Origin of the sequence: Amycolatopsis sp. NPDC059657 (assembly GCF_042734395.1) — a bacterium.
Taxonomy (GTDB): domain Bacteria; phylum Actinomycetota; class Actinomycetes; order Mycobacteriales; family Pseudonocardiaceae; genus Amycolatopsis.
In genome coordinates this window covers 28332-42778 of the sequence record NZ_JBHWEB010000083.1, presented here as the reverse complement: position 1 = coordinate 42778, position 14447 = coordinate 28332, and the positions used below count along the sequence as shown (strand labels likewise).

Here is a 14447-nt window from a genome sequence, read left to right as displayed (position 1 = left end):
CACAAAGGACGATCCCGATCCTGGCCATAAGTCGCCAGCAACGCCTGCGCCTCGATCGGATCACCCAGCCTCGTGCCCGTACCGTGCGCCTCGACTACGTCGACTTCGTCCGCCGTGACCCCGGCATTCGCCAAAGCCCGGCGAATCACCCGCTCCTGAGCCATACCGTTGGGTGCGGTCAGCCCGTTCGACGCACCATCCTGATTCACCGCCGAACCACGCACCACCGCCAGCACCTGATGCCCGTTGCGCCGCGCGTCGGACAGCCGCTCCAGCACCAGAACCCCGACGCCCTCGGAAAAGCCAGTGCCGTCCGCACTGTCCGCGAACGCTCGGCACCGGCCGTCCGGCGACAAGCCGCGCTGGCGAGCGAATTCCACCAGCAGGTCCGGCGTGGCCATGACCGTGACGGCACCGGCCAACGCCAGCGAGCACTCCCCCGCGCGCAGCGCCTGTCCCGCGAGATGCAGCGCCGACAACGACGACGAACACGCCGTGTCCACCGTCACCGCAGGCCCCTCAAGACCCAGCACATACGACACCCGGCCGGCGGCCACGCTGGCCGCCATTCCTGTGGTGGCAAGGCCTTCGGCGTCCTCATTGCCGTATCCGTAGTGGCCCGCCTGCAGGCCGAAGTAGACGCCGACATCCTGCCCGCGCAGGGAGCCCGGGTCGATGCCCGCGCGTTCTAGGGCTTCCCATGACGTTTCCAGCAACAACCGCTGCTGCGGATCCATCACCAACGCCTCACGCGGCGAAATCCCGAAGAACGACGGATCGAAAAGGCCCGCCTCACGCAGAAAACCACCCGCACGGGCATACGTCTTGCCCACCGCGTCCGGATCCGCGTCGAACAAACCGTCCAGATTCCAGCCACGGTCGGTCGGGAATTCGCCGATCACATCGGCGCCCGCCTCGACAAGCGACCACAACGCCTCCGGACTGTCCACACCACCAGGGAACCGACACGCCATACCGACGATCGCCAACGGCTCGTCCGCCGCCGGGGCCGGTGCGGACCGCACGTCCTCGCGCTGCGCGACCCCCGACATCTCGGTGACCAGGAAGGTGGCGAGCGAACGGGCCGTGGGGTGGTTGAACGTCAGGGTCGCGGGGAGCGTCAAGCTGGTCGCGCGGGTCAGGCGATTGCGTAGTTCCACGGCGGTCAACGAGTCGAAGCCCATGTCCCGGAACGGGCGGTCGGCGTCGATCCGCGCGGCATCGGCATACCCCAGCACGGCGGCGGCATGGGTCCTGACCAATTCCAGCACCTGCGAGAACTGCCTTACCGTCCGCCCGCCGTCGACTCGGTCCGCCACCTTGGCGGCCCGGCGCGCCGGTCGGCGGATCAGATCGCGCAGGGCTTGTGGCGCGTCTTCGGGCTCGTGCCACCTCGCCGAGTCCAGCCTGGCCGCGACCACGACTGGCCGACCTGTGTCGAGTGCCGCGTCGAACAACGCGAGCCCCTCGGCCGCGGCCAGCGGCACCATGCCCGATCGGCCGAACCGACGCAGGTCGACGTCGGTCAGCGCCCCGGTCATGCCCGCACCCGTCGACCACGGTCCCCACGCCAGCGAAGTCGCGGGCAGCCCCTGCGAACACCGGTGCGCGGCCAGCCCGTCCAAGAATCCGTTCGCCGCCGCATAACTGCCGAGTCCGGCGCTCTCGACCGTGGCCGTGAGCGAGGAGTAAAGGACGAACGCGGCCAGCTCCAGGTCACGGGTCAGCTCGTGCAGGTGCCAGGCGCCGTCGGCCTTGGGCGCCAGCACGGTGTCCAGCCTGCCGGGGGTGAGCCCTTCGACGACGCCGTCGTCGAGTACCGCGGCGGTGTGCACGACCGCCGTCAACGGATGATCGGCGTCGATCCCCGCCAGCATCGCCGAAAGGTCGCCGCGGTCGGCCACGTCGCAAGCGACCACCCGGATCTGCGCCCCGAGCGCGGTCAGCTCGGCGCTGAGCTCGTCCGCGCCCGCCGCGGTCGGTCCCGAACGACTGGCCAGCACGAGATGCCGCACGCCCCGCTCCGCGACCAGATGCCGGGCGAGCAGGCCTGCCAAGCCGCCCGTGCCGCCGGTGATCAGCACGGTCCCTTCAGGATTCCACTCGGACGCTCGCGCGTTCTCGCTCGGCGTGCTGCGTGCCAGGCGCGGCGCATGGAACCGGCCGGCACGCAGGACGAGTTGCGCCTGCCCGGCCGCCACCTGCGCGGCGATGGTCGCGACGTGCCGCTCCAGCATCGCGACGGCTTCCTCGTCGGTCAGCTCCGGGTCGAGGTCCACCAGCACGAACCGGCCAGGGTGCTCGGCCTGCGCCGACCGCACCAGCCCCCACACCGCGGTGCCAGACGGATCGGCGTCCGCCGCCAGCGCGCCACGGGTGGCCACCACGAGCGGGACTTCCCGATCGGTCAGCCATGCTTGACCAAGGGTCAGCATGCGCGTCACCGCGGAACGCAGCGCCTGCGGGCCGGGCGAATCCGCCGACCAGCTCGTCACGACCGCGAGATCACCCGGTCGGTGTTCGGGCAGCGGCATCTCGTCCGGCAGGACTCGAACCATCCGTGTGGCTCCGGCGGGCGGCGCGGCTTCGAGCTCGGTCAGTACCTGCTCGTAAAGGCACTCGCCCGCCGCGTGCTCGGGCGTCGGGCGCAGTTCGGCGGGAAGCGGCCGTACGACAAGAGAATCCACCGAGATGACGGGCTCGCCCGACGGATCGGTGACGACCACGGACACCGAGTCCGCACCAGTCATCCGCAGCCGTGCGTGCAGCACCGTGGCTCCGATGGCGTCCAGCCGGATCCCGGACAGCGAGAAGGGCATGTGCTCCGGCTCGCCGCCGGTCTCGGTCAGGCTGACCGCCGCCCGCAGCACCGCGTCCAGCAGGCTCGGGTGAAGCCGGAACTGATCCGGATCCAGAGACGGGGCGAGCGTGGCTTCGACGAGCACGTCGTCGTCCGCCGCCGATTCCATTGTGGACATTCCGGTGGCCAGGCTCGCTGTCGCGTGCCGCACCCACTGACTCACCCCGGGCTGCTCGGCCTGGGAGTACACCGAGACGTCGTTCCCCTCGACGACGACCTGCAGCCGCAGGCCGCCCTGCTCGGGCACGATCAACGGCGCGTGCAGGACGAGCTCGTCGAGGCCGTCGAAGCCGGTCTCGTCCGCGATGTAGGTGAGCAACTCCACGTACACCGCCACGGGCAGGAGCCGCACCCCCCGCACGGTGTGTTCGCTCAGCCAGGGATGGTCCTGCGCCGACAACCGGCCGGCGAAGACGACCGTGGCCGCGCCTGCGACGCGGGTGACCGTGTCGATCAGCGGATGCGGCCCTGCCTGTGCCCGGTTGCCGCCAGGCAGCCAGAATCGCGTGCGCTGGAACGGATACGTCGGCAACTCGACGTGGCCGCTCAGCGGCGGCAGCGCCCGCGTCCAGTCGACGCCGACCCCGGCGACGTGCAGGCGCGCCGCCGCGCGCAGCAGTTCCCGCCTGCCGCCTTCGTTCCGCCGCAACGTTCCGGTGGCCAGGCCGGCCCGGTCGCCGAGGGTTTCCCGGATACTCGCCGCCAGCACGGGTTGCGGGCTGACCTCGAGGAAGACGCGGTGACCGTCCTCGACGAGCGCGGTGACGGCCTGGTGGAACCGCACCTGCTCGCTCAGGTTGGCATACCAGTAACGGCCATCCAGCTCGGCGGTGCCGAGCCGTCCGCCGGTGACCGTGGAGTAGAAGGGAATCTCCGAGTCCTGCGGCGACACCGAGGCCAGCGCGGCCAGCATGGCGTTCTCGACTCCCCGCACGTGCGGGGAGTGCGAGGCGTATTCGATCGGGACCCGCGCGGCATCGATGTCCAGCCGGCCGCACGCGTCCAGTACGCGCTTGAGTTCGTCGTCGGTGCCGGCGACCACCGTGCTGCTCGGCCCGTTGACCGCCGCGATGGTGAGGCCAGGGATGTCGTCCAGGAGGTCCAACTCGTCGGCGGGCCTGCGGATGGAGACCATGCCGGTGCCGGCAGGCAGCCCTGTCAGCAGCACACTGCGTGCGGTGACGATGAGGGCCGCGTCCGCCAGGGTGAGCGCGCCCGCGACGTGCGCGGCGGCGATCTCACCCTGCGAGTGGCCGATGATCGCGGCGGGCTGAACGCCCCACTGCTGCCAGGTCCGTGCCAGCGCGACCGTGATCGCGAACATCACGGGCTGGACGACGTCGGACCGCATCAGCAGCGCCGGGTCGGGATCGCGCAGCACTGTGTGCAGCCGCCACGGGACGTGCTTCTCGAGCTCCTGGGCGCAGGCGTCGAGCGCCGCGGCGAAGGCCTCGTCGGTGTCCAGCAGTGCCAGTGCCATCCCCGCCCATTGCGAGCCCTGCCCAGGGAAGACGAACACCGGTCCGGCGACCGACGGGTCGGCGGTTCCCACCATCGTGTTCCCGCTCGGGTCACCGGTCCGCAGTGCCTCGAACGCGGCCACGGCCTCCGTGCGGTCATCGGCGATGACCACCGCACGGTGACCGTGCGCCGACCGGGAGGCAGCGAGTGCGGCGGCCACCTCATCGGGCCGGACATCGGGATGCGCACCGAGGTGCCCGGCCAGCCGCCCGGACAGTTCGCGCAGTGCCGCGTCCGACTTGGCGGACAGCAACCACGGCAACGGCCCGGAGTGCGCCTCGGGTCGCCCGGGTTCCTGCTCGGCGGCCACCTGCTCGAGGATGACGTGCGCGTTGGTGCCGCTGATGCCGAAGGAGGACACGCCCGCACGGCGGGGATGATCGGTCTCCGGCCACTCACGGGACTCGGCGAGCAGCTCGACCGCACCCGCGTTCCAGTCGACGTGGGGCGAAGGCCGATCCAGGTGCAGGGTCCGGGGCAGCAGGCCGTGCCGCATCGCCAGCACCGTCGCGATGACACCGGTGACGCCAGCCGCGGCTTGGGTGTGGCCGAGGCAGGACTTGACCGAGCCGACGAGCACCGGGTGCCGACGGTCCTGACCGTAGGTGGCGAGCAACGCCCGCGCCTCGATCGGGTCGCCCAGCGCGGTTCCCGTGCCGTGCGCCTCGACGGCGTCGATCTCGCCTGCCGTCAGGTGCGCGTTCGTCAGCGCTTGCCGGATGACACGCTGCTGAGCCAGACCGTTCGGGGCGGACAGGCCGTTGCTGGCACCATCGGAGTTGACCGCACTGCCGCGGATCACCGCCAGCACCGGGTGTCCGTTACGGCGCGCGTCGGAGAGCCGCTCCAGCAGGAGCATGCCGACGCCTTCGGACCATCCGGTGCCGTCGGCCGCGGCCGAGAACGGCTTGCACCGCCCGTCGGCCGCCAATCCGTTCTGGTGGCCGAACTCGGTGACCATCCCCGGCAGTGCCATCACCGCCGCTCCCCCGGCCAATGCGAGACGGCACTCGTCATGGCGCAGTGCTTGCGCGGCGAGGTGGAGCGCGACCAGCGACGAGGAACACGCGGTGTCCACCGTGATGGCGGGGCCTTCCAGCCCCAGCACGTACGCGATCCGTCCGGAGGCGACGCTGGTGAAGCTTCCGGTCAGCGCATGTCCCTCATAGCCCTTCGCGGCTTCGTGCAACCGCGGGCCGTAGTCCTGCGCGGTGACACCGAGGAACACCCCCGTGTCGGTGCCGCGCAGTGCCATCGGGGCGATCCCCGACCGTTCCACCGCTTCCCAGGCGGATTCGAGCAGCAATCGCTGCTGCGGATCCATCGCGGCCGCCTCGCGCGGGCTCACCCCGAAGAAGTCATTGTCGAACTCGAAGGCGTCGTGCAGGAAACCACCGGTGATCCCGGCCTGCTCCCAGCCGCGATCCGCCGGGACGGGCCCGATCACGTCGCCGCCGGAGAGCAACAGCCGCCAGAGTGCGTCGGGGCTGTCGGTCCCACCCGGCCACCGGCCGCTCATCGCCACGATCGCGATCGGATCGTCCGACCGGTCCGCGACGACGGACTCCGCGGGCTGGGCCCCGGCCGTGAGGTGGTCGATGACCGCTTCGGGCGTCGGATGCTCGAAGGCGAGTGTCGCGGGGAGGCTCGTGCCGGTCAGCCGGGACAGCCGGTCGCTGAACTCGATCGTGGCCGCCGAGTCGAAGCCGAGGTCGCGAAAGGTACGGGTGATGTCGATCTCGTCGGGCCTGGCGTAGCCGAGCACGGCGGCGGCCGCCTGGCGAACCGGGTCGGCCGTGAGCGAGCGAACCGGGCCTGCTGCCGGAGACTCGGGCAGGTCCCTGGTCTCCGGTTCGCGCACCGGCGGTGAGACCGGCGCCGTGTCGATCCAATGCAGGCTTCGCTGGAACGGATAGGTCGGCAGTGCGACGCGCCGGGCGCCGGGGACGGTCTTCGCCCAATCGACATGGACGCCGTGAACGTGCGCTTGCCCGAGCGCCGTGAGGAACTGGCGCATTCCGCCGTGGTCACGCCGCAGGGTGCCTGCCGCCACTACCCCTGGCACGGTGTGCCGGATCGCTGTGGTCAGCACCGGGTGCGGGCTGCTCTCGATGAACACGTCGTGCCCGTCGCCTGCCGCCGCTCGCACGGCCTGCTCGAACTGAACGGGGTACCGAAGGTTCCGGTACCAGTAAGCCGCGGTCAAGGCCTCAGGGGCGATCCGGCCACCGGTCAGCGTGGAATAGCAGGCGATTTCCGTGTTCTGGGTGCGAATGCCGCTCAGGTCCGTCAGCAGGCGACGGCGAAGCGGCTCCATGCCGCTCGTATGCGACGCATAGCCGACCGGGATCAGGCGATGCCGGACATTCCGTCCTTTCAGGACCGCGATCAGCTCGTCGAGCGCGGCTCGGTCACCCGACACCACGGTCGACAACGGGCTGTTGCTCGCCGCGATCTCGAGGCTGCCGCCCCACCGCTCCAGCAGCGTCCGGACTTCTTCGGCGGCCAGCTCCACGGAGGCCATGCCACCACCGGAGCCTGCCGTCAGCTCGACGATCGCCTTGCTCCGCAACGCGACGACGGCCGCCGCGTCTTCGAGCGACAACGCGCCGGCGATGTGCGCGGCGGCGATCTCGCCCTGGGAATGACCGATCACCGCATCAGGTGACACACCGTGGTGCGCCCAGAGCCGGGCGAGGGAAACCATGACCGCGAAGGTCACCGGCTGGACGACATCGTCACGGGCCGGGTCGGGGACGCCCGGCGCACCGCGGAGCACGTCACCGAGCGACCAGTCCAGGTGCGAGGCGAGCGCGTCACCACACTCCTCGATACTGCGGGCGAAGACCGGCGAGGAATCGAGCAGTTCCGCCGCCATCGCCGTCCACTGGGTGCCCTGGCCTGGGAAGACGAAGACCGTCTTGCCGTGTTCGCGGGCGCTGCCACGGACGACGACCGCCGACTCTTCGCCGCGCGCCACCGCCGAGCAGGCGTTCAAAAGCTCTTCGCGACTGCTTCCCAGCAGCACCGCACGGTCCCGGAAATGGGTGCGGGTGACGGCCAGCGACAGAGCGGTGTCCCCGAGCGCCGGACCGTCCGGCGCCTCGAGCAGCTGACGAAGCTGTTCCGCCTGCTCGCCCAACGCGGCGTCCGATCGTGCCGACAGCACCAATGCCGTCGTCGCCGGCTCGTCCGCCTCGGCCTCGGCCTCGGCCGTCGTCTTCGGTGCCTCGCCGACGATCAGGTGACAGTTGGTTCCGCCGAGCCCGAATGACGAGACACCCGCGATCAGCCGACCGCCCGCCCGCCAGTCCTCCAGGTGTTGCTGTACCGCCAGCCTGGCCCCGGCGAAATCGATCCGCGGGTTCGGTGTCTCGAAGTTGAGGCTGGGCGGCAGCGCGCGGTTCTTCAGCGACAGCACCACCTTGAGCAGGCCGGTGATGCCCGCGGCGCCCTCCAGGTGGCCGACGTTCGTCTTGGCCGACCCGACTCGGAGCGGACGGCTCGCCGGCCGTTCCCGCCCGTACACCGTGCCGAGAGCCGCGGCCTCGACCCGATCGCCCAGTGCCGTTCCAGTGCCGTGCAGTTCGACGTACGTGACATCGACGGGGGCGACCGCGGCACGCCGGCACGCCGCCGCCAGCAGTTGCTCCTGCGCGGGTCCGCTCGGAGCGGTGTACGTGTCACCCGCACCGTCGTTGTTGACCGCTCCGCCCAAAATCACGCAATGGATCTGGTCGCCGTCGGCCAGTGCCGAATCAAGGCGCTTCAACACGACCACGCCGCCGCCTTCGCCTCGGACGTAGCCGTTGGCTCGCGCGTCGAACGTGAAACACCGAGCGTCGGGAGAAAGAGCGCCGAACGCGTCGGAAACCGCCAAGCTGTGCGAGGCCAGCATGAGGTTCACCCCAGCGGCGACGGCGAGCGACGATTCACCGCGACGCAGGCTTTCGCACGCCAGATGCACGGCAACGAGCGAAGATGACTGACCGGAGTCGACCACCATGCTCGGCCCGGTGAGCCCTAGGAAATACGATATCCTGTTGGCGATACCGGCACGCTGAAGTCCCGCGAACGAGTGACGAGTGGCGAGTGATTCCGCGGAGTCACCGAGCCGGGCGGCGTAATCGTCCCACATGGTGCCGACGAACACGCCTGTCCGAGTGCCGCTCAGCGTCGCGGGCGGCAGGCCCGCCTCCTCCAGTGCCTCCCAACTCAACTCGAGCGCCAGTCGCTGTTGCGGATCCATCGCGGAGGCTTCTTTCGGTGAAATGCCGAAGAATTCCGCGTCGAACCGGTCCACCTGGTCGAGATAGCCTGCTCGCTCAGCGGCAGCACCCTCGGCACGCCGGCTCGACGGCCGCTCACCGACCGCATCGCGCCCCCGGCTCAGCAACCTCCAGAACTCCGCAGGCGAAGACGCATCCGGAAGTCGGCACGACAGCCCGACGACCGCAATTCCTTCGCTTCGCGAAATTTCGCCAGCTTCACCAGGTGCCACCATATTATCAGCTCACCAATAATCGACTAGTGTTGACAACGAAGGTTAGGATAGTGCCTTTTCACGCGCGATCATCCAGGGCGAGCGGCCTATTCACTATTCCGCCATCATGTTGAAGCAGGAAGACATCGTCAAGGCTGTGAACAAAGATTCAGCCACCGAAGGAAAATGAGGCCAGAATTTGCGCATCACGTGGCCACCGGCAAGCATTTCCGCGACCAACTGGTCAGCGGCAATGATGACGCCCGCCAGAAGCCCCTTTTTCGCACGATAAAATGCAGCCGATCAGGCGGCCGTCGCACTGAACAGAGCGACGGCACCGTGGAGCCGAATCTCGCACTTTTCGAACTGCGCGCTCAGCAGTCGCTCCAGTCGCTCTGGACTGTCATTCCTATTGTGGAACGCACCGATCTGGTTGTACTTCTCGTTCACCCGCCGAGAGAACGGCGTATGGTGGACACCCTTGCCCATAACAGTGGAACCGAAAAACAATCCACCTGGCACCAGAGTGTTGCGAATATTCGCGAATGTCGCTTCCCTGTCACCGTCTTGGTCGGGCAGGCAGTGCATCACGTAGTTCAACGCCACGGAGGTGAACTCTTGCCCGATCTCGAGGCCAGGCTTACAGATGTCCGCGACGATCTTGCGCGGAGCGTAACGAGAGATGCGCCGGGATACGAACTCCAGCGGCGAGGGGTTGAGATCCAACAGCGAAATCGATGGAGTTTCCGGAAATGTGCAATGATCGAGGTAATAGCCGCTACCGGGGCCGATATCCAGGTGTTTCGCGCTGATGTTGCGATCGTAGTGCTGCAACTGAAGACTGGTCGGGCATCGCCACAGCAGGCTGTTCGACAGTCGCAGGATCAGTAGATCGTAGGTCCTCAGCCTGCCCGGACGGTAGTACACCTGATCCTCGTGCGCGACTCCACCATCAGGGGATTTCGTCATGCGGTTGCTTCTCCTGTCCGTCATCCGACGGTCGTATCGTTCGTTGTCGACGAGCAATGTTTGAGACGTACAAATCAGTCCGGGAAGCGTGCGCCTTCCTGGCGATCAAGCAGCCGATCCCCGCCAAGGCGAGATCGGCACGTCGCGCGGGCGCACACCTATAGCTCGCGACTCGATGACACTGTGGAGACCTCCTGCCTGCCTCGTCCTCGATTCCACCACATGCCGACCGTCCGACGAGTCAGCAAAACGCGCAAGTTCCTCCGGCTTCTTCGGACATGCTGCCCAGGTCTTTCGGCGGATCGAGGTTGGTCTAGATTTTAATGATCAGATCCGGACACGCGTGCGATCAATGGTCAAACGATACGTTCCTGTATGCACCGGATCCGTGTCGATCCATGTCATTCGCCAGAGTGAAACCAACACCCGAAGGCTTCGCACGAAGGCGCCGGCGCGCGCCGGGTCCACTGGAGCGGGGCGCGAGTGGGGTGCGAGTGCCGGGGTGTCTGGGACCCCTCACCAGGTCAGGCCGGAATAAAGCCCGCTAAATCCCGAACTCGCACGCCACGTTTGACCTTCCCCTCAATAGAACCTGCCAGCCTGCTCACTGATACGCGACCGGTTTCGGGACGCCAGTGCTCGATCGACTGTCATGCCTGGGCCATTCACTCTTGATCCTGCCGAACTTTTCGCGCCCTCACGAAAAACTCGCACGGTATGCGGAAAGCCGCCCCTTTTTCTCGCTCCACCCACTAGGTTCGACGAACGGGCCGAAGCGCCGCACTGGGAACGGACAGCGCGTCGGCCACCTCCCCGGTTCAGCAGGCCGAGAACCCGACCCCGCTGCCGTCTTGCGCCGCCCTTCGCACCGAGACGGCAGCGGGGTTGTCCATAAAAGGGTGAAACCCTGGTCCGCAAAACCGAGAAAGAGTTCCACAGATTGAGGGGCTCGCCGTTCAGGCATTGAGTGCGACTGGTCCATATACCTAGGATTGTTCAATCCGAAACGCGGAAGCACTCCATGCAGATTCGACAACACTCTGTCGACGGGACGAGATCATGGCTCAAGAACCACTGAACCAGCGCGCGCTGAGCATGCTGAAAGCGGTCCGTGACGGACGTGGCCAGGTCACCATCAGCCGTGAGCCCGACCTCTACGTCGATGGCATGTCGTGCTGCGACCAGCCGACCGCGCACTTACTGAGCAGGTCCGCGCTCATCGCACCCGCGCGATCGGGCAGGATCGGCGAGCGGGTCCCCGCCGTGGTGACCGAACGCGGCCTGACCGCGCTGGCCGAGCCGGGCCTCCCGATCGCCAGCTGACCGAGACGACCCCGCCGGGGATCCGAGTATCGCGGCACCGGGTCGCGAGTGACGGACCACCCGAGCCGAGCACCTCCGCCGCCCCCCTGCGCCGTCAAGCGGGTCAGAAGTTCATCGAACGCAGTTGAGCCATGATCTTCCCGACGGCGTCCTCGGCTGTCTGGGTTGTCGTGTCGATGCGGATCTCGGGGCGCTCGGGACGTTCGTACGGCGAGTCGATGCCGGTGAAGTCCTTCAACCGGCCGCTGCGCGCCTTGCGGTAGAGACCCTTCGGGTCACGGCCTTCCGCGACCACGAGCGGGGTGTCGACGAAGACCTCGCAGAACTCGCCGTCCTTGACAAGCCCGCGCGCGAGCTCTCGCTCGGCGGCGAATGGCGAGATGAAGGACACCAGCACGATCAACCCGGCGTCCGCCATCAGTGCGGCGACCTCGGCGACTCGCCGGATGTTCTCCTGCCTGTCCGCGTCGGCGAAGCCGAGGTCGCGGTTGAGGCCGTGGCGGACGTTGTCGCCGTCGAGCAGGTAGGTGTGCCTGCCTTCGGCGTGCAGGCACTGCTCCAGCAGGTCGGCGATGGTCGACTTGCCCGCCCCGGAAAGCCCGGTGAACCACACGATCATCGGGCGGTGGCCGTTCAAACGGGCTCGTTCGTTCTTGCCGACGGTCATGGGCTGCCAGCGGATGTCGCCTGAGGCCAGGTTACGCAACCCGGCCAGCCTGCCGCGTTCGAGCGGGGAGGCCGGACGCCGGTCAAGCCGCGCCGATAGGACGTCGGCCGCTTCCTCGTGCCGTCCCGCCTTGGCCAGCGCGTGCACGAAGGTGTCCTCGATGACCTCACGCTGGGCGGCGCTGCCGCCGAGGTGGGCGACGCGCGGGCGCACCTGCTCCAGCTGGGCGACCGCCGCGTTCCAGCGCCCCGCGACGACATTCTGCAGCCCGCCGCACAGCGGTGCGACCACTTGCCGGTATACCTCAGAGTCGTGGCCAGCCGCGTAGGTGGCCAATATCCGCAGCCGGGTCTGGTCCTTGGCCGCGGCCATCGCGATCGCCGCGTGCATGGCGGCGAACGACGTCGGCGGGTCGGTCAGCCACTCCTGCGGGGAGGAGGCGAGTACGGCGGTCGCGCCGTCCTTGCGGTCCCAGTTCCTGGTCATCTCGCAGCGCCACAGCAGCGAAGCCGCGTCGACGAGCGCTCGCGGTCCGCGCACTGCGGCGAGGTCACGGTCGTAGCGCCGCCGGACCGCCTCGTCGTCGCCCAGCATCAACTCGTGGAGCGCGGCGTGCCAGGCGAAGTGGATCCGGCCGTCGCTGGTGTCGCCCCAGGCGCCGATCCAGTCGTTGAGCCAGGCCAGTCCTTCTTGGTGCGCACCCGTCTCGTAGAACACGTGTGTTCGCGCGTGCACGGCGTGGCTGGACGCCGGTTCCGCTGCCAGTGCACGGGAAGCGAGTGCTTCGGCCTCGATCCAGCGTCCCTGCTCCTGCCGGACGAAAGCCAGCTGGCTTTGGTACCACCAGTCGTCGCCGTAGTGTCCCGCCAGGCTTTCCACCAGCGACCAGGTTTCCTGCTCGCTGGTGAACCCGCCGAACGAGATGGTCGGCACCGCGACGTTGACCGCGAACGCGTCACGGGGGTGGCTTTCGATGTGCCGCAGCAAAGCCCGGCCACCGGCTCGCGAGTCCGCCGCCCTGGCCGCCACCGCCGCCACGAAGCTGCGCTCCCTGCTGTCGGCACCCGCCGCGAACGCGCGCGCGTCGCGTACCGACGCGGCGATATCGACCGGCGCTCCCCATTCCAGCCCGAGCAGCGCGAGCACCGCGTGACCGAGCGCGAAACCCGGGTCGGCCTCGGTCGCGGCGACGAGGTGACCCAGCGCGCCACGCTGGCCGCGCAGGATCCCGTCGATGCCCTTGCCGAACACCGCGGCCGCCTCCCGGGTCGTGCTCAGCGTCAGGCCGTAGCGGTCACGCGGGCGCCGACGGCTGGACGCCTTCCGCCCGATCGAGGCCGACACGCTGGCGGCGACCGCGGTCGCCTGTGCCCTGATCTCCGGGAACGCGGTGGATTCCCAGAGCGTGCCGACGCGGGTCGCTCCGATCGTCCATAGTGGACCATTCGCGCGCAAGCGGCCGTCGGCGCCGGTATCGAGGCCTAGTCCGTGGGGGCCGCGAACGGCGAGCCCGCTCTCGAGCAGTGACCTCACCAGCGGGTTCGTGGACTTGCTCAGGTCGTGGCACGGACCGGTGCAGTTGACGACCGTGCCGACGCGCAGTGCCTCTCCCCCGGTCAGCTCGGCGCGCAGCCCGCCATCGTCCGGTGTGGTCGCGTCGACTTCTCCGGTATACATCAGAAGTCGTCCTGCTCGCCGGATCTCACGGAGCCGGTCGGCGGCCGCCGGAGCCATCCGGTGCCGGTAGCTGTCCCAGTAGCGTGCCTTCTCGGCGAGGAACCGTTCCCGCTCGGTTTCCGGCAGGCCACCCCAGATCCGGGGGGTGGCCGCGCGCAGACTGTCCACGGCCGAACGCCAGTCCCGCCCCGCCGACGCCACTCGCCACACCGCGTCGAGGTCGGTGACGCCGGTCAAGTCGGGTGCGGGGGGCGAGCTGATGCGTCGAGCCAGGTGCCGCCGGGGAAGCAAGCCGGTGCGGGACACCACATGCAGTGTCCGATCGGGACGGTCGAGCTGGACCGCGAGGTCCACCATGGTCAGCCCGGAACCGACGAGCAGCACATCACCGCCGCGGTCGGCATCGATACCGGGCGCCCAAGGATCCGCGACGAACGCGGGCGACTCTCGCAGCGCGTCCGGCGCCCAGTCGCACCCGGGCTGAGGCACCCCGACCGCGAGCACGGCGGCCGCGACGGCGAGGGCGTCGCCGGACGTCAGCCGCAGCGTCACCCCGTCCGCACACCGCTCGGCGGCGAGGACATGTTCCCGTACCCGGCGCAGGCGGCCACCCACGGCGTCGAGCCGCGAGCCGAGATAGTCACCGAGCAGGCCTCTCGGCAGGAACTCGTCCGGCCGGACTTCGCGGCCCAGCCGTTCACAAGCCCACCGGACAAACTGGCCGGGATCGCCCTCATCGGCGCTCAGCCGGCCGGCCGGGGCGTTGAGCAAGTGCGAAGGTTCCCGCGTCGCGTAGGCGACGCCGCGACCGGCTTCACGCGCCGGATCGATGAGCACCACTTCGAACCGTCCGCCGCCCAGCAAGCGAAGCGCGGTGAGCGCACCTGCTGCTCCCGCACCCACCACGGCGACGGCTGACTCCCGCTCTTCCATCACGATCCCCCAAG

4 protein-coding genes are annotated in these 14447 nt (G+C 68.8%); 1 reads left to right on the top strand and 3 read right to left on the bottom strand.

Going from position 1 to position 14447, the window contains the following annotated elements:
* Together ACFV15_RS33735 and ACFV15_RS33730 are read right to left on the bottom strand one after the other, a co-directional pair.
* Positions 1-8885: SDR family NAD(P)-dependent oxidoreductase (locus ACFV15_RS33735; protein WP_378355548.1), on the bottom strand; the 8885-nt coding region annotated here is incomplete at its 3' end.
* Between the two features lie 282 nt (positions 8886-9167).
* Positions 9168-9833, bottom strand: coding sequence for a methyltransferase (locus ACFV15_RS33730; RefSeq protein WP_378355546.1), 666 nt, complete (start codon positions 9831-9833; stop codon positions 9168-9170).
* Positions 9834-10892: 1059 nt separating this feature from the next.
* Here ACFV15_RS33730 and ACFV15_RS33725 point away from each other — a divergent pair.
* Positions 10893-11156, top strand: coding sequence for a hypothetical protein (locus tag ACFV15_RS33725; RefSeq protein WP_378355545.1), 264 nt, complete (start codon positions 10893-10895; stop codon positions 11154-11156).
* 103 nt (positions 11157-11259) lie between these two features.
* Here ACFV15_RS33725 and cysC read toward each other — a convergent pair whose 3' ends face one another.
* Complete coding sequence (cysC, locus tag ACFV15_RS33720) at positions 11260-14433, bottom strand: adenylyl-sulfate kinase (protein WP_378355543.1); 3174 nt, start codon at positions 14431-14433, stop codon at positions 11260-11262.
* Positions 14434-14447 lie beyond the last annotated feature (14 nt).

Excerpts from the sequence above, each read along its gene's own strand:
- ACFV15_RS33730 (WP_378355546.1), bottom strand. The coding sequence starts at position 9,833 with ATGACGAAATCCCCTGATGGTGGAGTCGCGCACGAGGATCAGGTGTAC.
- ACFV15_RS33725 (WP_378355545.1), top strand. The coding sequence starts at position 10,893 with ATGGCTCAAGAACCACTGAACCAGCGCGCGCTGAGCATGCTGAAAGCG.
- cysC (WP_378355543.1), bottom strand. The coding sequence starts at position 14,433 with ATGGAAGAGCGGGAGTCAGCCGTCGCCGTGGTGGGTGCGGGAGCAGCA.